General features: G+C 73.1%; 21 protein-coding genes and 1 tRNA gene. 15 read left to right on the top strand and 7 right to left on the bottom strand.

Annotation, left to right across the window (positions count from 1 at the left end):
* Positions 1 to 126: 126 nt before the first annotated feature.
* The 9 genes from STBA_RS23490 (at position 127) to rdgB (ending at position 9,218) form a co-directional block, all read left to right on the top strand.
* Complete coding sequence (locus tag STBA_RS23490; protein ID WP_077061136.1) at positions 127 to 882, top strand: MBL fold metallo-hydrolase; 756 nt, start codon at positions 127 to 129, stop codon at positions 880 to 882.
* A 73-nt stretch (positions 883 to 955) separates the two neighbouring features.
* Positions 956 to 1,684 carry a ribonuclease PH gene (gene rph / locus STBA_RS23495; RefSeq protein WP_077061137.1) on the top strand — a complete coding sequence of 243 codons (729 nt, stop codon included), beginning with the start codon at positions 956 to 958 and terminating at the stop codon, positions 1,682 to 1,684.
* A gap of 31 nt (positions 1,685 to 1,715) precedes the next feature.
* Positions 1,716 to 2,093, top strand: a complete 378-nt coding sequence (locus STBA_RS23500) for a hypothetical protein (protein ID WP_077061138.1) — start codon at positions 1,716 to 1,718, stop codon at positions 2,091 to 2,093.
* A gap of 146 nt (positions 2,094 to 2,239) precedes the next feature.
* Entirely contained in the window at positions 2,240 to 3,295 is a 1,056-nt protein-coding gene (locus STBA_RS23505; protein ID WP_253194936.1) for a LacI family DNA-binding transcriptional regulator, read from the top strand.
* A complete protein-coding gene (locus tag STBA_RS23510; RefSeq protein WP_077061140.1) occupies positions 3,292 to 4,656 on the top strand; it encodes an extracellular solute-binding protein in 1,365 nt (454 codons plus the stop codon). Before STBA_RS23505 ends, STBA_RS23510 begins: the two co-directional genes overlap by 4 nt.
* A 10-nt stretch (positions 4,657 to 4,666) precedes the next feature.
* Positions 4,667 to 5,563, top strand: coding sequence for a sugar ABC transporter permease (locus STBA_RS23515; RefSeq protein ID WP_077061141.1), 897 nt, complete (start codon positions 4,667 to 4,669; stop codon positions 5,561 to 5,563).
* Positions 5,560 to 6,471, top strand: coding sequence for a carbohydrate ABC transporter permease (locus tag STBA_RS23520; protein WP_079252124.1), 912 nt, complete (start codon positions 5,560 to 5,562; stop codon positions 6,469 to 6,471). Before STBA_RS23515 ends, STBA_RS23520 begins: the two co-directional genes overlap by 4 nt.
* Before the next feature lie 34 nt (positions 6,472 to 6,505).
* Entirely contained in the window at positions 6,506 to 8,599 is a 2,094-nt protein-coding gene (locus STBA_RS23525) for a beta-galactosidase (protein ID WP_077061142.1), read from the top strand.
* A gap of 7 nt (positions 8,600 to 8,606) precedes the next feature.
* A complete protein-coding gene (rdgB, locus tag STBA_RS23530) occupies positions 8,607 to 9,218 on the top strand; it encodes an RdgB/HAM1 family non-canonical purine NTP pyrophosphatase (RefSeq protein ID WP_077061143.1) in 612 nt (203 codons plus the stop codon).
* Here rdgB and STBA_RS23535 read toward each other — a convergent pair.
* The 4 genes from STBA_RS23535 to bcp form a co-directional block, all read right to left on the bottom strand.
* Entirely contained in the window at positions 9,202 to 9,879 is a 678-nt protein-coding gene (locus tag STBA_RS23535; RefSeq protein WP_077061144.1) for a class F sortase, read from the bottom strand. The genes rdgB and STBA_RS23535 overlap by 17 nt on opposite strands.
* Complete coding sequence (locus STBA_RS23540) at positions 9,879 to 10,535, bottom strand: hypothetical protein (RefSeq protein WP_077061145.1); 657 nt, start codon at positions 10,533 to 10,535, stop codon at positions 9,879 to 9,881. The genes STBA_RS23535 and STBA_RS23540 overlap by 1 nt, the downstream gene beginning before the upstream one ends.
* A gap of 122 nt (positions 10,536 to 10,657) precedes the next feature.
* Positions 10,658 to 11,437 (bottom strand): HAD-IIA family hydrolase, encoded by a 780-nt coding sequence (locus STBA_RS23545; protein ID WP_077061146.1) that lies wholly within the window; start codon positions 11,435 to 11,437, stop codon positions 10,658 to 10,660.
* Positions 11,438 to 11,450: 13 nt separating this feature from the next.
* Positions 11,451 to 11,930, bottom strand: a complete 480-nt coding sequence (gene bcp, locus STBA_RS23550; RefSeq protein WP_077061147.1) for a thioredoxin-dependent thiol peroxidase — start codon at positions 11,928 to 11,930, stop codon at positions 11,451 to 11,453.
* A 154-nt stretch (positions 11,931 to 12,084) separates the two neighbouring features.
* Here bcp and STBA_RS23555 point away from each other — a divergent pair, with 154 nt between their 5' ends.
* Positions 12,085 to 12,408, top strand: coding sequence for a DUF3618 domain-containing protein (locus STBA_RS23555; protein WP_077063541.1), 324 nt, complete (start codon positions 12,085 to 12,087; stop codon positions 12,406 to 12,408).
* A gap of 82 nt (positions 12,409 to 12,490) precedes the next feature.
* Positions 12,491 to 12,793, top strand: a complete 303-nt coding sequence (locus STBA_RS23560; protein ID WP_077063542.1) for a co-chaperone GroES — start codon at positions 12,491 to 12,493, stop codon at positions 12,791 to 12,793.
* Here STBA_RS23560 and STBA_RS23565 read toward each other — a convergent pair.
* Together STBA_RS23565 and STBA_RS23570 are read right to left on the bottom strand one after the other, a co-directional pair.
* On the bottom strand, positions 12,784 to 15,192 hold the full coding sequence (locus tag STBA_RS23565; RefSeq protein WP_079252459.1) for a transglycosylase domain-containing protein: 2,409 nt from the start codon (positions 15,190 to 15,192) through the stop codon (positions 12,784 to 12,786). The two genes, STBA_RS23560 and STBA_RS23565, sit on opposite strands and share 10 nt — an antisense overlap.
* 121 nt (positions 15,193 to 15,313) lie before the next feature.
* Complete coding sequence (locus STBA_RS23570; RefSeq protein WP_079252125.1) at positions 15,314 to 16,591, bottom strand: SGNH/GDSL hydrolase family protein; 1,278 nt, start codon at positions 16,589 to 16,591, stop codon at positions 15,314 to 15,316.
* 125 nt (positions 16,592 to 16,716) lie between these two features.
* Between STBA_RS23570 and STBA_RS23575 the strand changes: the two genes are divergently transcribed.
* The 4 genes from STBA_RS23575 (at position 16,717) to STBA_RS23590 (ending at position 20,127) form a co-directional block, all read left to right on the top strand.
* Complete coding sequence (locus STBA_RS23575; protein WP_253194937.1) at positions 16,717 to 18,006, top strand: DUF445 domain-containing protein; 1,290 nt, start codon at positions 16,717 to 16,719, stop codon at positions 18,004 to 18,006.
* A gap of 33 nt (positions 18,007 to 18,039) precedes the next feature.
* A tRNA-Leu gene (locus STBA_RS23580) sits at positions 18,040 to 18,124 on the top strand.
* 113 nt (positions 18,125 to 18,237) lie between these two features.
* On the top strand, positions 18,238 to 18,666 hold the full coding sequence (locus STBA_RS23585; RefSeq protein ID WP_077061150.1) for an OsmC family protein: 429 nt from the start codon (positions 18,238 to 18,240) through the stop codon (positions 18,664 to 18,666).
* Positions 18,667 to 18,828: 162 nt separating this feature from the next.
* Positions 18,829 to 20,127, top strand: coding sequence for a serine hydrolase domain-containing protein (locus STBA_RS23590; RefSeq protein WP_077061151.1), 1,299 nt, complete (start codon positions 18,829 to 18,831; stop codon positions 20,125 to 20,127).
* A gap of 19 nt (positions 20,128 to 20,146) precedes the next feature.
* On the opposite strand, the gene STBA_RS23595 is transcribed toward STBA_RS23590, so the two are convergent.
* Positions 20,147 to 21,268: an XdhC family protein gene (locus STBA_RS23595; protein ID WP_366510926.1), complete on the bottom strand. Its 1,122-nt coding sequence runs from the start codon at positions 21,266 to 21,268 to the stop codon at positions 20,147 to 20,149.
* Between the last annotated feature and the right edge of the window lie 2 nt (positions 21,269 to 21,270).

The following is a 21,270-nucleotide window of genomic DNA, read 5'->3' on the forward strand; positions in this document are numbered from 1 at the left end:
GCGGTGCTGCCGCGCGGCCGGTCCGCCGCCCTGGTGATTCCGCCCACACCCCGCCCCCGACCAGGGGCGGCGCGGCCCGTTGCGACTTACAGTCGTTCGAACCCCACTACGGAGGTTCCCCCTTTCATGAAGCTCACCGTCGTCGGCTGCTCGGGGTCCTTCCCGTCCGCGGACTCGGCCTGCTCCAGCTACCTCATCGAGGCCGAGGGCTACCGGCTGCTCCTTGATATGGGCAATGGCGCCCTCGGCGAGCTACAGAAGTACTGCGGGCTGTACGACATCGACGCCATCGCGATCAGCCACCTGCATCCGGACCATTGCATCGACATGTGCGGGTACTTCGTCGCCCGTTACTACCGCCACGAGGGCGGCCGGTGCGATCCGTTGCCCGTCTACGGGCCGCCGGGCACCGAGCGGCGGCTGACCACCGCGTACGCCGACACCCCCACCGAGAAGTCGATGAGCGAGGTCTTCGACTTCCGTACGCTCACCCCCGGCGGCGTCTTCGGCCTCGGCCCGCTGACCGTCCACACGCAGCGGGTGACGCACCCGGTGGAGACGTTCGCCTTCCGCGTGGAGCACGAGGGGCGCGCGTTCTGCTACTCGGGGGACAGCGGCAGGTGCGAGGCGCTGGCCGGGCTCGCGAGCGGCGCGGACCTCTTCCTGTGCGAGGCGTCGTTCACCCACGGCAAGGAGGACGCCCCCGATGTGCACCTCACCGGCCGGGATGCGGGGGAGTGCGCGCAGGCGGCGAAGGCCGGGCGGCTGGTGCTCACGCATATCCCGCCCTGGACGGACGCCCAGGTCAACCTGACCGACGCCAAGTCAGTCTTCGGCGGCCCGGTGGAGCTTGCCCGCCCCGGCGCGGTCTACGAGATCTAGCGGGCGAGGCGAGGCGAGGCGGGGCGGGGGCTGCGGAGGGGGGCCTTCCGGTGCACGGGTTAGGCTCGCCCTCATGTCTCGCATCGACGGCCGTACGGCCGACCAGCTCCGTCCCGTCACCATCGAACGCGGCTGGAGCAAGCACGCGGAAGGCTCCGTCCTGGTGTCCTTCGGGGACACCAGGGTGCTGTGCACCGCGAGCCTGACCGAGGGGGTGCCGCGCTGGCGGCGCGGCGGCGGCGAGGGGTGGGTGACCGGCGAGTACGCGATGCTGCCGCGCGCCACCAACACCCGCGGCGACCGTGAGTCCGTGCGCGGCAAGATCGGCGGCAGGACGCACGAGATCTCCCGGCTGATCGGGCGCTCGCTGCGGGCCGTCGTCGACTTCAAGGCCCTCGGCGAGAACACCGTCGTGCTCGACTGCGACGTGCTCCAGGCCGACGGCGGCACCAGGACCGCCGCCATCACCGGCGCCTTCGTGGCGCTGGCCGACGCCGTCGCCTGGGGGCAGCGGCACAAGCTCGTCAAGTCCAAGGCGCAGCCCCTGACCGGCACGGTCTCCGCGGTCAGCGTCGGCATCGTGGCCGGGGTGCCCCTGCTCGACCTGGCCTACGAGGAGGACGTGCGCGCCGAGACCGACATGAATGTGGTGTGCACCGGCGACGGCCGCTTCGTGGAGGTGCAGGGCACCGCCGAGGGCGAGCCGTTCGCGCGCGCGGAGCTGGACGCGCTCCTCGACCTCGCGGTGGCCGGCTGTGCCCAGCTGGACGGGGCGCAGCGTGCCGCCCTCGCCGACGGGTAAAGATGGGGCAAAGCCAGGGGAGGAGACGGTGATGACAGGGAAAAAGGCCGCGACGGGGGCGGTGTCCGCGGCACTCGCGGTGCTCGCGACGGTGGCGCTCGCCGGGTGCGATCTTCAGCGCGCCGCGGACTGCGCGCGGCTCGCGCTCGAAGTCTCGCAGAGCGTCGAGGAGTTGGAGCAGGCGGCCGAGGGGGAGAACCCGGATGTGGTCGTGGACGCCGTGGACGCGGTGGGCAACGACATAGAAGAACTGCGGGACAGCGTGGACGACTCGGATGTCAGGGACGCCGTGGACTCCGTCGAGGAGGCGGTCGACAGCGTGCACGCCGGTGTGACGGACGGCGACCCGATCGATCTGTCACCGCTCGGTGACGCCACGTCCTCGCTGACGGAGGTCTGCACGCCGTAACCGGCCGAACCCGCGGCGTTCGCTATTCCGAACGTCCATCAGAATGTCGAACGTACCTCTTGACTGTGCACGGAGCGCGTCCTTAGCGTGTCCGCACTCCGGTTGACTGCGTAGTCAACCGGCCGTGCCAGGCAAGGGAGCTGGTGGTGACGGGTCGGGTCTCGATGGCGGATGTCGCCAGGAGCGCGGGGGTCTCGCAGAAGACCGTCTCCCGCGTCGTCAACGGCGAACCGCACGTCAGCCAGGCCCTGCGCGAGCGCGTGCTGCACGAGATAGCCCGGCTCGGCTACCACCCGGACGAGACGGCCCGCGCCCTGGTGACGCGCAGGTCCCGGCGCATCGGCATCGTCGCCGGCCGCACCTCCTGGTTCGGCCCGGCCGCCACGCTCCACGGCCTGGCGCACGCGGCGCGGGCCGCGGGCTACTACGTCAGCATCGTCCACACCGACGACGAGGACGACGCGGAAGCCGCCCGCGCCGTCCGCCACCTCGTCGGCCAGGGCCTGGACGCCATCGCCGTCTCCGCACCCCACGTGCCGGTCGACCCGGCCGCCCACGTGCCCGCGGGCCTGCCCCTGCTGCTCCTGCGCTGTCCCGACGCGCCCCAGGCGCCCGCGCCGCCCGGCGCGGTCGTCGTCGGCAACGACGACGTGGGCGGCGCCCGCGCCGCCACCGCCCACCTCCTCGCCCTCGGCCACCGCACCGTCCACCACATCGCGGGCCCGCGCGGCTGGGCCGTCACCCGCCACCGGGCGGCCGGCTGGGCCGCGGCGCTGCGCGCCGCGGGCGTCGCCGTGCCCGCCGCGCGGCACGGCGACTGGAGCGCCGCCTCCGGCTGGGCCGCCGCCCGCGCGCTGCTCGGCGCCGTCCGGCTGACCGCGCTGTTCGTCGCCAACGACAGCATGGCGATCGGCGCTATCCACGCCATCGAACGCTCCGGGCGGCGCGTTCCCGACGACATCAGCGTCGTCGGCTTCGACGACATCCCCGAGGCCGCCTACCTCTCCGTGCCGCTGACCACCGTCAGGCAGGACTTCGGCGAGATCGCCAGGCGGGGCATGCGGCTGCTCATCCCGGCCATCGGCGCCGCGGACGGCACCCGCCCCGCCGCCCCCGGCGTGCGCGTTCCCGCCGCCCTGGTCCTGCGCGACAGCACCGCTCCCCCCGGCCGCCCCCGCACAGCAAGTGAGGCACGACGATGACCCCACCTCCACCCCCCGGCCTCAGCCGCCGCAGGCTTCTCGGCCTCGGCGGCGGGCTCGGCGCGGCCGGTCTGCTCGGCGGCGCGCTGAGCGGATGCACCACCGCGGCGGACGCGGAACCGGTCACCTCGGGCAGCGTCGACCTGTCGTTCTGGACGCACGACGACGCGTACGTCGAGTACTTCCGCACCGCAGCCGAGAACGCCATGGCCGCCGGCGGCGCACCGTTCCGCTGGCGTCTCGACCCCACCAGGGCCGGCGCCACCGACATCGTCACCAAGGCCATCGCCCAGGCCATCGCCGGCGGCGGCACCCCGGACGTGGCGGGTCTTGAGATCGGCGCGTTCCCGCGCATGCTGCGCGGCGACCTCGCCACCGAGCTGCTCCAGCCGCTGAACGACGCAGTCGCCGACGTCCGCGACGACCTGCTGACGGTGCGGACCGCCCCGTTCACCAAGGACGGCACCCTCTACGCGCTGGACTCCGACGCGCCGTTGGTCGTCTACTACTACCGCGAGCCCTCCTTCGGCGAGGCCCGGCTGCCCACCGACCTCGGCACCTGGGAGGAGCTGGCCGAGGCGGGCGCCGAGGCCCACCGGCGGCACGACGTGTGCGTCGGCGCGGTGACCGTCGGCAGCGAACTCGGCCAGGTCGTCCAGAGCTTCGACATGCTGCTGATGCAGCGCGGCGGCGCCCTCTTCGACGAGGACGGCAACCTGACGATCGACTCCGCCGAGGGCGAGGCCGCGCTGACCTTCATGGCCCGGGGCGTCCAGGAGGGCTGGATCGCCACCGTCGCCGACCCGATGGGCCCCTCCATGCAGGCCGCCCTGAAGTCCGGCCAGGTCATCGGCCTGTGGATGGCCACCTGGTACAAGATCTACGGTCTTGTCCCCAACGTGCCCGAGCAGTCGGGCCAGTGGCGGATCAGGCCGCTGCCCGCCTTCCGAGACGGCGGCTCCCGCACCTCGTTCACCGGCGGCACCGGCTTCGCCGCGTTCCGCGGCAAGGAGAACACTCTGGCCGCCGTCGAGCTGATCAAGGCCGGCTACCTCACCCCCGAGGAGCAGGTGCGCCGCTTCCTCGACCTCGGCTACCTGCCGACCCGCCGCTCCGTCTACGACAACGAGGAACTGCTGCGCACCGAGGACGAGTACTGCGGCGGGCAGCGCATGTTCGAGGTCTACCGCGGCGTCATCGACGAGGCGCCCGTCTTCAGCCTCAGTGCCGACAAGCCGGTCCTCGACACCGTGCTCAGCGGCCACCTGCTCCGTGCCTACCGCGGCGACCTGTCCCCTCGCGAGGCACTGCGCCGCGCGACCGAGGACTTCCACGGCCAGACCCGCTCGTCCCGCTCGTGAAGGACCACCGATGACCTCCCTTTCGACCCGGCCGGACGGCAAGCGCCGACAACTCGCGCCCTACGCCTTCATCGCCCCGTTCTACGTCCTCTACGGACTGTTCATGATCGTCCCCATCGGGGCGGGCGTGTACCTGTCCATGACCGAGTGGGTGGGCCTCGGCACACCCGAGTTCGTCGGTCTCGACAACTTCGCGAACCTCGCCAGGGACACCAGCTTCCACAAGGCCCTCGGCAACTCGATGATCTTCGTGCTGATCAGCGTCCTCATCGTGGTGCCCGCCTCGCTGCTCATCGCGCAGGCGCTCAACACCAGGGGACTGCGGGCCAGGGACCTGTTCCGCGTCACCTTCTTCATCCCCATGGTGCTGTCGCCCATCGTCATCGCCCTCGTCTACAGCCTGCTGCTCGACCGCGACTACGGCCTGGTCAACTCCGTGCTGCGGGCCCTCTTCGGCGCCGGCACCACCGACTGGCTCGGCGACCCCACCCTCGCCAAGGTCTCCGTCGGCTTCGTGCTGCTGTGGCGCTGGGTCGGCTACCTCACCATCTTCTTCCTCGCCGCCCTCCAGGCGGTGCCCAGGGAACGGTACGAGGCGGCCGAACTCGACGGCGCCGGGCCCTGGCGCACGTTCACCGCGGTGACGCTGCCCGGCATCCGGCCGGTGACCGCGTTCGTCGTCGTCACCTCGTTCATCGGCTCCGCGCAGCTGTTCGACGAACCGTTCCTCATCACCGGCGGCGGACCGGGCGAGGAAACGCTCACCGTCGCCATGTTCGTCTACCGCGCGGCCTTCGACCGCCAGCAGTTCGGCTACGCCGCAGCCGCGGGACTCGTGCTGTTCGTCATCGTCTTCGGCATCAGCCAGATCCTCAACCGGCTGCTCTCCATCGGGAGGACCTCATGAGTGCCGCGACCCCGACCCCCGCCGCCGCGCGGCCGGGGGAAGCGCCCCGCACCCCCGCCCCCGTGGAGAACCGCCCCAGGCGGCGCGGCAGCCGCACCGGCCGCGTGGCGCTGTACGTCACGCTGACCGCGCTGCTGCTGGTCTTCGTCGCCCCGATGGTGTGGGCCGTCAGCGGCTCCTTCAAGCCGCGCGGCGACATCTTCGAGTACCCCCCGAACCTCATCCCCAGCCCCGGCACTTTTGAGAACTTCCGCAACCTGCTGTCGGGGCAGCCGTTCTGGAACTGGTTCGCCATCAGCGTGGTCACCGCGCTGCTCGCCACCGCCATCGCCGTCTTCGTCTGCGCGCTCGCCGGATTCGCGTTCGCCAAATACCGGTTCGCCGGAAAGCGGCTGCTGTTCTCCGTCATGTTCAGCTCGCTGTCCGTGCCGTTCGCCGTGATTCTCGTCCCGCTGTTCGTGCTGATCGTCAAATCCGGTCTTTCGAATCCATGGTTCGCGCTCATCGTGCCGTGGGTGGCGCCCGCATTCGGCATCTTCATGATGCAGCAGTACATCATCCAGTCGATACCCGACGAAATCCTTGAGGCCGCCAGAATCGACGGCGCCTCCGAATTCGGCATCTTCTGGCGCGTCGTGCTCCCGCTGCTGCGGCCCCCGCTCGGCGCCCTCGCGGTCTGGCAGTTCCTCCAGAGCTACAACAGCTTCCTGTGGCCGCTCGTCCTCATCTCCGACACCGACCGCTACACGATCCCCCTCGGCCTCAACATTCTCTTCAAGGCAGAAAACCGTTCGTTCGACCTGGTGCTGCCCGGTGCTGTGCTCGCCTCGGTCCCGACCATCCTCGTCTTCCTGCTGCTGCGCAAGCAGCTTCTCGAAGGGCTTTCCGCCGGCGCCGTCAAGGGCTGACCGGCGGTCCGCAAGGAACAGAAAGAGCGCATTCATGCCCAAGCTCCCCGGCCGGGTCCTCTTCGGCGCGGCCTACTACCATGAATACCAGCCCGTTCCCCGGCTTGAGCAGGACCTCGACCTGATGGCCGAGGCCGGTTTCAGCGTCATCCGCGTCGGCGAATCCGTCTGGTCCACATGGGAGCCCGAGGACGGCGTCTTCGACCTCGACTGGCTGCGGCCCGTCCTCGACGGCGCCCACCGGCGCGGCATCGGCGTCGTGCTCGGCACCCCCACCTACGCCGTGCCGCCGTGGCTCGCCCGCCTGCACCCCGAGATCAACGCCGAACGCGCCACCGGCCGCCCCATGGGCTGGGGCATCCGGCAGGAGATCGACTACACCCACCCCGCGTTCCTCTTCCACGCCGAACGCGTCATCCGCAAGATCGTCGCCCGCTACGCCGACCACCCCGCCGTGATCGGCTACCAGGTCGACAACGAGCCCGGCAACGAGATCTTCTTCAACCGCGGCGTCTTCCAGCGCTTCGCCGACCACCTGCGCCGCACCTACGGCTCCGTCGAGGAGATCAACGAACGCTGGGGCCTCACCTACTGGTCGCACCGCCTGTCCACCTGGGCCGACCTGTGGACGCCCGACGCCAACGGCCAGCCCCAGTACGACCTGGCCTGGCGCCGCTTCCAGGCCGGCCTCACCACCGACTTCATCGGCTGGCAGGCCGACCTCGTCCGCGAGTACGCGCGCGACGACCAGTTCGTCACCACCTGCATCGCCTACGAACGCCCCACCGTCAAGGACGACGACCTCACCCGCCGCCTCGACATCACCGCGGGCAACCCGTACTACCGCATGCAGGACGGCCTGGCCCTGCCCGACAACCGGACCGCCGAACAGAGCTGGACCACCACCGGCACCTGGTCCCTGTACGCAAGCGCCGACCGCATGTACTCCTCGCGCCAGGAGCCGTTCCTCGTCACCGAGACCAACGCGCAGGCCATCGGCGGCCCCTGGGTCAACGAGCCCGCCTACGACGGCCAGTGGCGCCAGGCGGCCTGGGCCCTCGTCTCCCGCGGCGCCACCATGATCGAGTACTGGCACTGGCACACGCTGCACTACGGCACGGAGACCTACTGGGGCGGCGTCCTGCCGCACAGCCTGGAACCCGGCCGGGTCTACCGCGAAGTCGCCAGGCTCGGCGCCGAGTTCGACCGCGCCGGGGAACTGGTCGCCGGCCTCACCCCCGACGCGGACGTGACGCTGATCTGGTCGGCCGACAGCAAGTGGGCCCTGGAAGGCGCCCCGATGCTGCACGATGCCGACGGCGGCCCCGACCGCCGCTCCTACCGGGCCGTGTTCGACGCGTTCTACCGCGGCGCCTTCGACGCCGGGCTCCAGAGCCGCATCGTGCACCCCTCGCAGATCTTCGCCGGGGACCCCGCAGCCTTCGCCGAACGCCACCCCCTGCTGGTCGCCGCGGGCCTCCTCGTCGCCGACGACGACCAGCTGCGCTGGCTCGACGCCTACGCCGCCGCCGGCGGCCACCTGCTGCTCGGCATCCGCACCGGCTACGGCGACGAGGAGCTGCGGGCCCGCCGCGAGACGAAGCCCGCGTTCCTCACCGAGGCCGCGGGCCTGACCTACGACGAGTTCTCCACGCTCAGGCAGCCGCTGCCCGTCACCGCCCCCGCGGACTCGCCCCTCGACCTGTCCGGCGACGCGGTCGCCACCCGCTGGGCCGACGGGCTGCTGCCCGACGGCGCGGAAGTCCTCGCCGCCTACGAACACCCGCACTTCAGCCGCTGGCCCGCCGTGACCAGCCGCGCCCACCACGCCGGGCGCGTCACCTACGTCGGCACCGTCCCTGGACCCGCCCTGGCCGCCGCCGTGCTGCGCTGGTGCGCCCCCGCGGACGAGCGCGGCTGGCGCCCTCGGTCCGACAGCCAGACCGTCACCGGCGCCACCGCCCAGGACGGCACCCGGCTGCGGTTCGTCCACAACTGGGCCTGGGAGCCCGGCACGTTCACGCTGCCCGCCGCGGCCCGCGACGTGCTCTCCGGCGAACGGCTCGCCGCGGGCGCCCGGCTCGCCCTCGGACCCTGGGACGTGGCCGTCCTCGCGGAAACGCCATAATCGCCGCATGTCACGTCTCGTACTCGCCACCCGCAACGCCCACAAGGTCACCGAGCTGCGCGCCATCCTCGCCGCCGCGGGGCTGACCATCGGGCTCGTCGGCGCCGACGCCTTTCCCGAGGTGCCCGACGTCAAGGAGACCGGCGTCACGTTCGCGGAGAACGCCCTGCTCAAGGCGCACGCCCTGGCGCGCGCCACCGGGCTGCCCGCGGTCGCTGACGACTCAGGGCTGTGTGTGGACGTGCTCGGCGGCGCGCCCGGCATCTTCTCCGCCCGCTGGGCGGGCCGCCACGGCGACGACGTGGCCAACCTGGCGCTGCTCCTGGCCCAGCTCGCCGACGTCCCGGCACGCCACCGCGGCGCGCACTTCGCGTGCGCCGCCGCGCTGGCGCTGCCGGACGGCACGGAACGCGTCACCGAGGGGCGGCTCCGCGGCACCCTCGGGTACGAGCCGGCCGGCACCGGCGGCTTCGGCTACGACCCCGTCCTGACGCCCGAGGGCGAGACCCGCACCTGCGCGGAGCTGAGCCCGGCGGAGAAGAACGCCATCAGCCACCGCGGCCTGGCCTTCCGCGCCCTGGCCCCCCTGGTCGGCGAACTGGTCAACGGGAGCCGGTGAGGTCCCGGGAGCCGGTGAGGTACGCGGAGACGACCACGTTCGCCGAATAGCTGCGGGTGGCCGCGTCGAACGTGCCGCCGCACGTGATCAGCCGCAGCTCGGCCGCCCCGCCGCGGCGCGGCCCGTACACGCGGTCCGCGTCGAACGCGCCGCGTTCCACCAGCTCCACGCCGCTCACCGTGAACTCCGCGACCCGGCCGTCCGCCCGCGTCACGCGCACCGGACTGCCGGGCTCCGCCGCGGCCAGCGCGTGGAAGACCGCGGGCCGCCGTTCGGTGTCCACGTGCCCCACCAGCACCGCCGCGCCCGCCGCGCCCGGCGTCGGCCCGCCCGCGTACCAGCCCACCAGGTCCGGCCGTGCCAGCGGCGGCGGCGCCACCCCGCCGCCGCCGTCCACGCCGCGCGGCACCACCTCGGCCCGCACGCCGATGCCGTCGATCTCCACGGTCCGCGGCTCGGCGGCCCCCGGCAGCGGCGCGGCCGGCGGCGGCAGCCCCTCCGCCGCGGCGGACGCGGCGGACGAGGCGGAGCCGGGGGCCGCGGACGGGCCGCCTTCGGTCAACGCGCGGCCCCACAGCCACGACACGAGCAGGAGCAGCGCCCAGACCGTGGCGGAGACCAGCCGGCCGGACGGCGACGAGCGGGGCCCGCCCGCCGCCATCAACTCTCCCGCGCGTGCAGCCGCCAGACGGCCAGCAGCGCGCCGCTGACCAGCGCGCACGACAGCAGGGTCAGCCCGGTCGTGCCGGCCGCCGCCGGGCCCGCCTCCGCCCCGCCGCCCGCGGCCGTTCCCCCGCCGCCCGCCCGCACGGGACCGGTCGGCTCCCCGGCGCCGGGAGGCCCGCCGGGGCCCGGCCGTTCGTGGTGCTCGCCGGCGCCGGGGCCGGGCGGGCCCGGCCGTTCGTGATGTCCCGGGTCCCGGCCGCCGTCGCGCCCTGTGATGATCAGCCGCCCGGTCACCTTGCCGTGCTTCGCCTCGCACGCCACGTCGATCGGGTACACGCCGGGCTCGGCGCTCGACCGCACCTTCGCCTCGCCGAACAGCCCGCCGCCCGGCGCGGGCGCCAGCCGCACCCGCGCAACGAACGCCTCGGAACGGGCCGTTCCATAGGCGCCGACGCAGCCGTGCACCCGCAGCTCGACCTCGTCGCCGGGGCGCGGGCTGACCGGCGTCACCTGCACCCCGCCGCCGTCCGGCCGCTCCTCCGCCGCGGGCGGCGCGGCCTGTGCAGGGCCCGCCAGGGCCGCGCCCGCGCACATCGCCGCCGCGCACAGCGAAAGACCCAGCCGGGAACGGGGGGAACAGACGATGCCCATGGGGAACCTCCGCCGGGTCGGAACCTGCTGTTCTCCCGTCGAACGTCCCCCCGTTCACGCCCCGGCGCATCCGCTGCGGCGCCCGGTTGGTCCGGACGGGGCGCCGCGCCGCCCGGTCGGCGTCAGATCTTGTCCACCAGGTCGGCGATCGAGTCCACCACCGCGGAGGGCCGGAACGGGAACCGGTCCACGTCGTCAGGACCGGTAAGACCGGTCAGCACCAGGAAGGTCTCCATCCCGGCCTCAAGACCCGCGAGCACGTCGGTGTCCATGCGGTCGCCCACCATCGCGCTGCTCTCGGAGTGCGCCCCGATCATATTGAGCCCGGTGCGCATCATCAGCGGGTTGGGCTTGCCCACGAAGTACGGGTCGCGGCCGGTCGCCTTGGTGATCAGCGCCGCCACCGAGCCGGTGGCGGGCAGCGCGCCCTCCGTCGAGGGGCCGGTGTGGTCCGGGTTCGTCGCGATGAACCGCGCCCCGTCGTTGATCAGCCGGATCGCCTTCGTCAGCGCCTCGAAGCTGTACGTCCTCGTCTCGCCGAGCACCACGTAGTCCGGCGCCACGTCGCTGAGCACGTAGCCCACGTCGTGCAGCGCGGTGGTCAGGCCCGCCTCGCCGATCACGTACGCCGTGCCGCCCGGCCGCTGGATGTCGAGGAACTGCGCGGTCGCCAGGGCCGAGGTCCAGATGCTCTCCACCGGGACCTCAAGCCCCATCCGGGACAGCCGCGCCTTCAGATCGCGGCGCGTGTAGATCGAGTTGTTCGTCAGGACGAGGAACGGCCGGCCCGACTCCTGGAGCCGCTTCAGGAAACGCTCCGCGCCGGGAACCGGCACTCCCTCGTGAATGAGGACGCCGTCCATGTCGGTCAGCCATGACTCGATGGGTTTGCGTTCGGCCACGTTACTCGGCTCCTTACTTGGCTCCGTGAAGCTTCAGGTCCTTGATGAGCTTCGCCACGTGCCCGGTGGCCCGGACGTTGTACAGCGCGTGCGCCACCGTCCCGTCCTCGTCGACGACGAACGTGGAACGGATCACGCCCGTGACGGTCCTGCCGTACATCGTCTTCTCGCCGAACGCGCCGTACGCCTGGAGCACCGTCTTCTCCGGGTCGCTGACGAGCGTGACCTTCAAACCTTCCTTGTCGCGGAACTTCGCGAGCTTCTCCGGCCCGTCGGGGGAGACGCCGATCACGTCGTACCCGGCCGTCGCGAGCAGGCCGAGGTTGTCGGTGAAGTCGCACGCCTGCTTGGTGCAGCCCGGGGTGAGCGCGGCCGGGTAGAAGTACACGATGACCTTGCGGCCCGCGTGGTCCGCCAGCGACACAGGCTTCCCCTCGGCGTCGGGCAGGGTGAAGGCCGGCGCCGGGTCCCCCGGCTGCAAACGCGCGCTCATGGCGGCTCCTCGTCGTTCCCTCGTCATTCGGCTCTGCGTGCCGCCGCCCAGCCTAAACGGGGCATCCGGCGGGCGGCCCGCCCGGTGAGCTGACACACTGTGCGGTAACCCGACGGCGACCGACGACAACCCGACGATTCATGGAGGCGTGAGCGTGCCGGAAGCAGCCGAGACCCCCGCGGAGATCCAGGCGCGGATCGTGAGGCGCCGCCAGGACCTCAAGGTGACGCTCGAGGAGATCGGCGTCCGCGTCCACCCCGACACCCTCGTGGGCGACGCCAAGGCGCGCGTGGCGGCCACCGTGGACCAGACCGCGGGCCGCGCGTTCGTCGCGGTGAACCGGGCCGTCAGCACCGCCCGCGCCCAGCTGATCTCCGCCGATGGAGCCCCGCGTCTCGACCGGGTGATCCCCGCCGCCGTGCTGACGGTCGCCGTCGCCGGGCTGCTGGTGGCCTCCACCCGGCGCCGCCGCCGCTGAACCCGCGGCCCCGGCACCCGAAATCCTGAGATACGGTCATCACGTGAGTTCGCACCCCACCCACGACAAGCTGCCCATCCGGATGCTGCACGACCGGCTGCTGGTCAGGGCCGACACCGCCGAGGGCGAGCGCCGTTCCTCCGGCGGCATCGTCATCCCGGCAACCGCCCAGGTCGGCCGCCGGCTTGACTGGGCCGAGGTGGTCGCCGTCGGGCAGAATGTGCGCACCGTCGAGCCCGGCGACCGTGTGCTCTACGACCCCGAGGACCGCGCCGAGGTCGAGGTCCGGGGCGTCTCCTACCTCCTCATGCGCGAACGGGACCTGCACGCCGTGGCCGCAGAACGTCTCCAGGGCTCCGAGGACTCCACCGGCCTCTACCTCTGAACCTCCGAGCCGGACCCCGTCTCCGCCGGGGACTCCCGTTCCTGCGGAGTCTGCTGGGTCTCCTGGGTCTGCTGCGCCGCTGATGCCGTCGGCGTCTCCGCGGTCGCGAGTCCCGGGGCCCGGCCGCCGCCGCTGCCGTCGGGTGGCGGCCCCGCCGACGCCGCGGGCGCGGCGGACGACTCCGGCTCCGGCTCCGGGGCCGAAGCCGTCGGCTCGGCCGGCTCCGGCGAGGGCGGCCCCGAGGGCTCCCCGCCCCCGTCACGTTCCCGCGGGTCCTCGCGTTCCTCCCGGCCGCCGGGCGGCGCCGTCCCGCCCTGCCCCGGCACGTCGGACCCGTCCTCGCCCGGCGGGCCGCCCGGCGTCACCTCGGGCACCGGCTCCCCGCCGTCCAGGTCGAAGTCCCGCACCGGCTCGTCCCGCAGCGCCTCCGCCGTGTACTGGCCCCAGATCCTGGCCGGGAACCCGCCGCCGCTGATGCGTTCCTGACCCGCCGCGCCGTACAGCGGGCGCTGTTCCCCGGTGACCGGGTCCTGCCCGAACACCGCGACGACCGTGGTCAGTTCCGGCGTGAACCCGGCGAACCACGCGGCCTTGTCCTCCTCCGCCGTGCCCGTCTTCCCCGCCGCGGGACGGCCCGCGCTGCGCGCCGCCGTGCCCGTGCCCCCGCTCACCACGCTCCGCAGGACCGCGGCGGTGCCGTCCGCCGCCTCGCGGGACAGCACCCGTTCCGGGCGCGTCCGCGGCAGCCGCACCTGCTGCCCGCTCCGCCGCACCTCGTCGACCAGCGTCACCGGCCGGTGCTCCCCGTGCGCGGCCAGCGTCGCGTACGCCTGCGCCAGATCCAGCGTGCTCGGCGTCGCGGTGCCGAGCGAGATCGAACCCTCGGCCGTGTCGAGCCCCGGCGTGGACTCGGGGATGCCGAGCGCCACCGCCGTCTCCCGTACCCGGCCGGGGCCGACGTCGGCGCCCAGCTGCGCGAACACCGCGTTGACGGACTTGTCCATCCCCTCGGTCACGCTGATCTCGCCGTAGTCCTCCTGGCCTTCGTTGTGGGGGGACCAGCCCGTGCCGCGGCCGTCCCGGCCGACCACCTCGCGCCCGCTGTCGCCGTCGTACTCGGTGTCGGGGCCGATCCGTTCCCCGTCGTGCGTCTCGGCGTCGTGCTCCAGGGCCGCGGCGTAGACGAACGGCTTGAACGTCGACGCCGCCTGGTAGTCGCGGCGGGTCGCGTTGTTGACGTACTGCCGCGTGAAGTCGCGCCCGCCGTACATCGCCACCACCCGGCCGGTGTCCCCCTCGACCGAGGTGGCCCCGGCCCTGACCCACGCGTCCTGCTCGCGGTCCTCGCTGAGCGCGCTCTCCAGCTGCGTCTCGACCGCGTCGGTGAGGGCGCGCTGGCGTTCCGGTTCGATCGTGGTGGTGATGCGGTAGCCCCCTTGGGCGAGCTGCTCCTCGTCGGCGATGCCCCGCTCGGCGAGGTGGGTGTTGACGGCCTCGACGAGGTACCCGCGTTCGCCCGCGAGCCCCGAGCCGCCCGTGATCTCGCGCGGCTCGGGGAAGCGCATGCGCGCCCGTTTCCGCTCGGCGAGCCAGTCCTCCGACACCATGCCGTCCAGCACGTACTCCCAGCGGGCGACGGCCCGTTCGGCGTTCTGTGGGTTGGCGCGGACGTCGTAGGAGTTCGGCGCGTTCAGCAGCGCGGCCAGGTAGGCGCCCTCGGCGGTGGTCAGGTCCGTCGCGTCCTTGCCGTAGTACGCCTGCGCCGCGGACTGGATGCCGTACGCGTTGCGGCCGAAGTAGCTGGTGTTGAGGTACCCCTCCAGGATTTCGTCCTTGCTCACCTCACGGCCGAGCTTGACCGAGATGAACAGCTCCTTGACCTTTCTGGTCACGGTCTGCCGCTGGTCTAGGTAGTAGTTCTTCACGTACTGCTGCGTGATCGTCGACCCCGACTGCCGCCCGCCGCCGCGCAGCATGTTCCACCCGGCGCGGACCATCGCGGTCACGTCCACCGCGGGATCGTGGTAGAAATCCCGGTCCTCCGCCGCGAGCACCGCCCGCCGCACCGCCTCCGGCACCTGGGAGAGCGGCACGTTCTCCCGGTTGACCTCCCCGACCCGCGCCAGCTGCGAGCCGTCCGCGTACAGGTAGACGTTGCCCTGGGCGGCGGCGGCCGACTTCGGCTCGGGGATGTCCACCAGCAGGTAGCCGGTGATCAGGGCGGCGAAGACGGCGAGCACCCCCACCAGCGACCCGGCCAGCACCACCCGCCAGGTCGGGATCAGCCGGCGCCAGCCGGTGCGCCGCCGGCGCGGCGGGCGCGGCGGCGCACCGGCGCTCTTGGACGGCCACCCGGGCCAGCGGCCGGCGCCGCGTGGGGGCTCGCTCTCGTCGCTCACGGTGCGGTGTTGTCCCATCTGTCCGTTTGAGACACTGTCGCACCGTGCGTAACGAACCGCGTCGCGCGGCCACACCCGCGGCCCGCGGGCTGTCCCCCGGACGGGCCCCGCGGCTCACCCGTTAGAGCGCGCGTTCGCCGCCGGGCAGCAGGGTGCCGAGGTCCACGGCCTCGGCCATGGCCCGGTAGCCCGCGTCGTTCGGGTGCAGGCCGTCGCCCGAGTCGAACCCGGAGGCCAGCAGGTGCGGCGCCACCGGATCGCGCAGCGCCGCGTCGAAGTCGGCCACGGCGTCGAAGATCCCGCCGTTCCTGATCTGGGCGTTCACCTGCTGCCGCACCTGATCAAGACCGGGCGTGTACGCGCCGTGCCCGCCGAACGGCGCCAGCGTCGTCCCCACCACGTGCAGGCCCGCGTCGCGCGCGTCCTGCACCGCCCGCCGCAGACCGGCCACCAGCACCGCCGGGTCGGCCTGCCGGGGCTGGAGGATGAGGTCGTTGATGCCGAGCTGGATCACTGCCGTGCGCGCCCCGGCCTGCGGCAGTACGTCCGTGTGCAGCCGGCGCAGCCCGCTCGGCCCGTTGTACAGCCGGTCCGGGTCGCCGTCGCGCAGCAGCCGGTTGCCGCTGATGCCCTGGTTCAGCACGGACATGGCCGGGGCCCGCGGCTCCTCGCGCAGCCGCTCGAACAGGACGTCCGTCCAGCGGCGGTTCGCGCCGGGCGTCGAGGAGATCCCGTCCGTCAGCGAGTCACCGAGGACGACGACGGCGCCCTCCACGGACGTCGCCAGCACCTGCACGGCGGTCACGTAGCGCCACGACTCGCTCACCTCCGTGAACGGGGTGCCCGTGACGTCGTCGGCCCGGTCCCCGCGCGCCACGTAGCTGGGCTGCTGCGCCATGCGGTGGTACGTGACGGGCCCGGAGGGTCCTGGCGCGTGCACCGTGACCAGCAGGTCGGCGGCCGGGGGCACCTCCAGCGCCACCGGGTCGCTCAGGACCGAGCCGCGGGACGGGATGGTCACCGAGCCGCGCTCGCCGAACGTGAGCCGCCGCATGCTGTCCGGCACCGCCGCCGGGCCGCCCGCGGCGGACAGGGCCACCGTGACGTCGGTGAACGTCACCGGCTGGCTGCCGTAGCGGTTCGACAGCTCGACGCGCACGCCGGTGCCGCCCACGGTCGCCCGCAGCACATTGCGCACCGACCGGTTGGCCATGCCGTCCCGCGTGCCCGGCTCGGCGCCCGTCGGCGCGGCGGACCAGGTGCCCACCCACTCGCCCTCGGCGGCGGGCACGACGCCTTCCGCCGGCGCGGGTCCGCGCGCCTGCGGAGGCGCGGCCACGTCGCTCCGCGCGTTCTGTCCCGTACCGATGGCCAGCGCCACCCCGAGGACTACGGCCATCAACCCCGTCAGCAGGGCAAAAGCCCGCCGCCCACTCACCGCTCCCACCCGCACATGATCCCACGATCGGACTACCCCGGCCGACTCGTCCGGGTGAAGCGGCCGGAACCGCGACAATGGGAGGCATGACGACGACACGCTCCCCGGCCGGAGCCGGCCTCCTCACCGAGGCCGACGCCGAGAAGCTGCGCGGCCTGCGCCGGATGAAGGCACTGGCCACCGGCCTGCTGGTGGCCGTGGCCGTCGTCTACGCCCTGGCCACCTGGGCCGAGCACAGCGGCGCGGGCGCCTGGGCGGGCTACGTGGCCGCCGCCGCCGAGGCCGGCATGGTCGGCGCGCTGGCCGACTGGTTCGCCGTCACCGCCCTGTTCCGCCACCCGCTCGGCCTCCGCATCCCGCACACGGCGATCATCCCCACCAAGAAGGACCAGCTCGGCCAGTCCCTCGGCGACTTCGTCGGGGAGAACTTCCTGTCCGAGCAGGTCGTGCGCGACAAGCTGCGCTCCGTCGCCCTGGCCCACCGCCTCGGCCACTGGCTCGCCCGCCCCGAGAACGCGGACCGCGTCACCGCCGAGCTGGCCACCGCCGTACGCGGCGGCCTGCGGGTGCTGCGGGACGCGGACGTGCAGGCGGTCCTCGCCGAAACGATCACGCGCAGGGCCGAGGCACAGGACATCTCGCCCGGCATCGGGCGGCTGCTGGAGAAGACCGTCGCCGACGACGGGCACCGCAGGTTCGTCGACCTGATGTGCGCCCAGGCCCACGACTGGCTGGTCAAGCACCGCGACGCCGTCCTCACCGCCGTCGAGGGCGGCGCCCCCGGCTGGACCCCGCGGTTCGTCGACCGCCGCGTCGGCGACCGCGTCTACCGCGAACTCCTGCGCTTCGTCACGGAGATGCGCGACGCGCCCGACCACCCGGCGCGCGGCGCCCTGGACCGCTTCCTGGCCGATTTCGCGCACAAGCTCCAGCACGACGAGGAGACCCGCGCCCGCGTCGAACGGCTCAAGTCCGACTTCCTCACCCGTCCCGAGGTGCAGGAGCTGATCGCCTCCGCCTGGGCGAACGTTCGCGCCATGATCCTCACCGCGGCCGAGGACGAGCGCAGCGCCCTGCGCCGCCGGGCCCGCACCGCGGTCCTCGGCATCGGCAACCGGCTGGCGACGGACGACCGCCTCCGCGCCAAACTGGACGGCTGGGTCGCGGACGCCACCGTGCACATCGTCTCCGGCTACCGCGCCGAGATCACCTCCCTGATCTCGGACACCGTCGCCGGCTGGGACGCGCGCACCACCTCGCGGAAGATCGAGCTGCACATCGGCCGCGACCTCCAGTTCATCCGCCTCAACGGAACGGTCATCGGCGCCCTCGCCGGCCTCGTGATCCACGCGGTCACCAGCGCAGCCGGCGGCTGATGTCCCGCTTCGCCCGGTAGGATTGACCGCCGAGCGGCCGTGATGGAATTGGCAGTCATGCTGGGTTTAGGTCCCAGTGCGCCTCGCGCGCGTGAGGGTTCGAATCCCTCCGGCCGCACCGTTCGCCGTCCGGGGGCCGGGGACGCGTCGGGTGGTGGTGGGGCAGCGATAGCGTGTACCCGTACCACCCTTACGTGACCTGCTGCTCGGGTTCCTCCAGGAGGATCGATCATGGCAACCACACGCATCGCGACCACGAACTGGGAAGGCTCCCTCATGGAGGGGGCCGGCACCGTCGAGCTCGACTCCTCGGGTGTCGGGAAGTTCGACGTCTCCTGGCCGTCCCGTGCCGAGGAGCCGGGCGGGCGCACCAGCCCCGAGGAGCTGATCGCCGCGGCCCACTCCTCGTGCTTCTCGATGGCGCTCTCGCACGGCCTCGCCGGTGCGGGCACCCCGCCGGAGTCGGTGCGGACGCAGGCCAGCGTCACGTTCCAGCCCGGTGAGGGGATCACCGGCATCGCGCTGTCCGTCAAGGCGCGGGTGCCGGGGCTCTCCGCCGAGGACTTCCAGACGGCTGCCCGGACCGCCAAGGAGAACTGCCCGGTCAGCAAGGCCCTGGCCGGCGCCCCGATCACCCTCGAAGCCGAACTGCTCGACTGATCCCGCCCTTTCCGACGTCCCGGCCCCGCCACCAGGAGCCGGGACGTCCGTCGTTCCGCCCGGCGCACGGGGGCAGGACCTCCTCCTGCCGGGGGACGCCGGATGCCGTCGGGGTGCCGCATGATGAGCTGGACAAGATCCACCCCTGCCGGGACGGGAGACATGACAGTTCGACGTTTCACGCGGCGCCACGCCATCGGTGGTGTGACGGCCGGAGCCCTGCTCGCCGGCCTGCTCGTCGCCGCGCCCGCCCACGCCCAACCGGTGCCGTCGCCCGGACTGGACGAAGCGGCACTGGACGCGTCCCTCCAGGCCGTGCACGAGGCGGGTATCCACGGTCTCTACTCGGCCGCCGACACCGGGACAGGGGAACGCTGGCGGGGGGCCGCCGGAGTCGCCGACGTCACGACGGGCCGGCCCACCACGCCCCAGATGCGGCACCGCGTCGGCAGCGTCACCAAGAGCTTCGTCGCCGTCGCCGTTCTCCAGCAGGTCGCGGCGGGCCGGGTGGACCTGGACGCCCCGGTCGGCGCGTACCTGCCCGGGCTGCTGCCGGAGGCGCAGGGCAGCGCGGTCACCGTGCGCATGCTGCTCAACCACACCAGCGGTATCGGGGATTACGTCGCCGGCGCGTTCCCCTCCCTGGGCGAGGGCTCCGGGGCCAGTCTCGACGAGAACCGCCTCGACCGCGTCGCGCCGGAAGAGCTGGTGCGGATCGGGCTCGCCGCGCCGCCCACGGGCGCCGCCGGAGAGCGGCACGCCTACTCGAACACCAACTACATCATCGCCGGGCTCCTGATGGAGGAAGTCACCGGCCAGGACGTCGAGGACTACCTCGCGGAACGGGTCATCGCCCCCGCGGGCCTGCGCCACACCTCGCTGCCGCGGACGGCCGCGATCCGCGGGCCGCACGCGGGCATGTACGAGGCGCTTTACGGGCTGCTCGACCCGCCGCGCGACTACCGCACCTACGACCCGTCGTGGTTCTGGACCGCCGGGGCGCTGGTGTCCACCGCGGCGGACCTCGACGCCTTCTACGCCGCTCTCTTCGACGGCACGCTGCTGCCGCCGGAGCAACTGGCCGAGATGCAGCGCACCGTGCCCGTCGAGGACGCGGCGGGGCAGGTGGTCGGCGCGTACGGACTTGGCATCTACCCGGCGCAGTTCACGTGCGGCACGTTCTGGGGGCACGACGGTGTGGTGTGGGGTGCCGGCACCATGGCGTTCGCCGACCCGGACGGCGGGCGGCAGGTGGCCGTCGGCTCCACGCTGACCAAGTACCAGACGGTCGGCGAGGACGGCATGCTGGAACCGCACCCGGCCGACGCCGCGCTGGTCCAGCACCTGAACGTGGCACTGTGCGGAACGGAGATCCCGGACCCGACCGCACTCCCGCGGCTCGCGGCATCCTCCGCGACCCCCCTCCCCGGCGCGGGCACCGCCACCGGCGCGCCCCGGTAGCGGCCCGGCGGCGGGCCGCTCAGGGAACGGACGCGGCGTCCCGGTGGATGGGGCCGGTGGTTTCGGACAGGCGGGTGCCCCGGGCGCCGTGGCGCACGAGGACCATTTCGGCGGCGATGGACAGGGCTGTCTCCGCCGGGTCGCTGCCGCCGAGGTCGAGGCCGATGGGGGCGTGCAGCCGGGCCAGCCGGTCCTCGGGCAGGCCGGCGGCCCGCAGCGATGTCGTGCGCCGGTCGATGCTGCGGTGGGAGCCCAGGGCGCCGACGTAGGCCAGGTCCAGCCGCAGGGCGGTGTCCAGCAGCGGTATCTCGAACTTCGGATCGTGCGTCAGGGAGACCACCGCGGTGCGGTGGTCGAGCAGGCCGGCCGCGGCCTGCTCGACGAGGTGGCGGTGCGGCCAGGCGACGATGACCTCGTCGGCGCCGGGGAAACGTTCGGGGAAGGTGAAGGCGGGCCGGGCGTCGCACAGGGTGGTCCGGTGGCCGAGCAGGGCGCCCTGGCGGATGAGTGCGGCGGCGAAGTCGCCGGCGCCGTAGACCAGCAGGCGCGGCGGCGGCGTCAGGCAGTTGACGAATACCCGCGCACCGCTGCCCGAGTCCGCGGTGGCAGGACCGAGTCGGAATGTGCCGGAGCGGCCCCGGGCCAGCAGCCGCCGTGCAGCCGCCGATACCTCTCCGTCCAGAGCGAGGCTGCCGATGGTGCCCAGGGTGCCCTCGGCCCAGCACACCAGATGGGCACCCGCTCGCGCGGACCCGTAAGGCTCGAGGAGCGTGGCAATGGCGACCGCGGTGCCGCGGCGCAGACGTTCGGCAATGACGCCGAGTTCGGCGAAGGACCGCCGGTCGATGCGCTCGACGAGCACCTCGATGGTGCCGCCGCACGTCAGGCCGACGGCTCCGGCGTCGTCATCGCTGACTCCGTAGCGTTCGAGCACGGTGGTGCCGCTTTTGATGGCCTGCTGAGCAAGGTCGTGGACGGCGCCCTCGACGCAGCCGCCGGAGACGCTGCCGTCGACCGTGCCGTCCTTGGTGCAGATCATGATTGCTCCCGGGCGGCGCGGGGCGGAGCCGAATGTGGAGACCACCGTGGCCAGCCCGCACGGAGTGCCGGCCTCCCACAGCCGGTGCAGTTGCTCCCACATGG

The sequence above is a fragment of the Streptomyces sp. MP131-18 genome (genome assembly GCF_001984575.1).
In the GTDB taxonomy this organism is placed as follows: domain Bacteria; phylum Actinomycetota; class Actinomycetes; order Streptomycetales; family Streptomycetaceae; genus Streptomyces; species Streptomyces johnsoniae.

Bases quoted from the DNA above. Each gene is read 5' to 3' on its own strand.
- STBA_RS23570 (WP_079252125.1), bottom strand. From the start codon at position 16,591: ATGGCCGTAGTCCTCGGGGTGGCGCTGGCCATCGGTACGGGACAGAAC.
- STBA_RS23540 (WP_077061145.1), bottom strand. From the start codon at position 10,535: ATGGGCATCGTCTGTTCCCCCCGTTCCCGGCTGGGTCTTTCGCTGTGC.
- bcp (WP_077061147.1), bottom strand. From the start codon at position 11,930: ATGAGCGCGCGTTTGCAGCCGGGGGACCCGGCGCCGGCCTTCACCCTG.
- STBA_RS23510 (WP_077061140.1), top strand. From the start codon at position 3,292: ATGACCCCACCTCCACCCCCCGGCCTCAGCCGCCGCAGGCTTCTCGGC.
- STBA_RS23525 (WP_077061142.1), top strand. From the start codon at position 6,506: ATGCCCAAGCTCCCCGGCCGGGTCCTCTTCGGCGCGGCCTACTACCAT.
- STBA_RS23500 (WP_077061138.1), top strand. From the start codon at position 1,716: ATGACAGGGAAAAAGGCCGCGACGGGGGCGGTGTCCGCGGCACTCGCG.
- rph (WP_077061137.1), top strand. From the start codon at position 956: ATGTCTCGCATCGACGGCCGTACGGCCGACCAGCTCCGTCCCGTCACC.
- rdgB (WP_077061143.1), top strand. From the start codon at position 8,607: ATGTCACGTCTCGTACTCGCCACCCGCAACGCCCACAAGGTCACCGAG.
- STBA_RS23490 (WP_077061136.1), top strand. From the start codon at position 127: ATGAAGCTCACCGTCGTCGGCTGCTCGGGGTCCTTCCCGTCCGCGGAC.
- STBA_RS23585 (WP_077061150.1), top strand. From the start codon at position 18,238: ATGGCAACCACACGCATCGCGACCACGAACTGGGAAGGCTCCCTCATG.
- STBA_RS23595 (WP_366510926.1), bottom strand. From the start codon at position 21,268: ATGTGGGAGCAACTGCACCGGCTGTGGGAGGCCGGCACTCCGTGCGGG.
- STBA_RS23520 (WP_079252124.1), top strand. From the start codon at position 5,560: ATGAGTGCCGCGACCCCGACCCCCGCCGCCGCGCGGCCGGGGGAAGCG.
- STBA_RS23590 (WP_077061151.1), top strand. From the start codon at position 18,829: ATGACAGTTCGACGTTTCACGCGGCGCCACGCCATCGGTGGTGTGACG.
- STBA_RS23575 (WP_253194937.1), top strand. From the start codon at position 16,717: ATGACGACGACACGCTCCCCGGCCGGAGCCGGCCTCCTCACCGAGGCC.
- STBA_RS23560 (WP_077063542.1), top strand. From the start codon at position 12,491: ATGCTGCACGACCGGCTGCTGGTCAGGGCCGACACCGCCGAGGGCGAG.
- STBA_RS23515 (WP_077061141.1), top strand. From the start codon at position 4,667: ATGACCTCCCTTTCGACCCGGCCGGACGGCAAGCGCCGACAACTCGCG.
- STBA_RS23535 (WP_077061144.1), bottom strand. From the start codon at position 9,879: ATGGCGGCGGGCGGGCCCCGCTCGTCGCCGTCCGGCCGGCTGGTCTCC.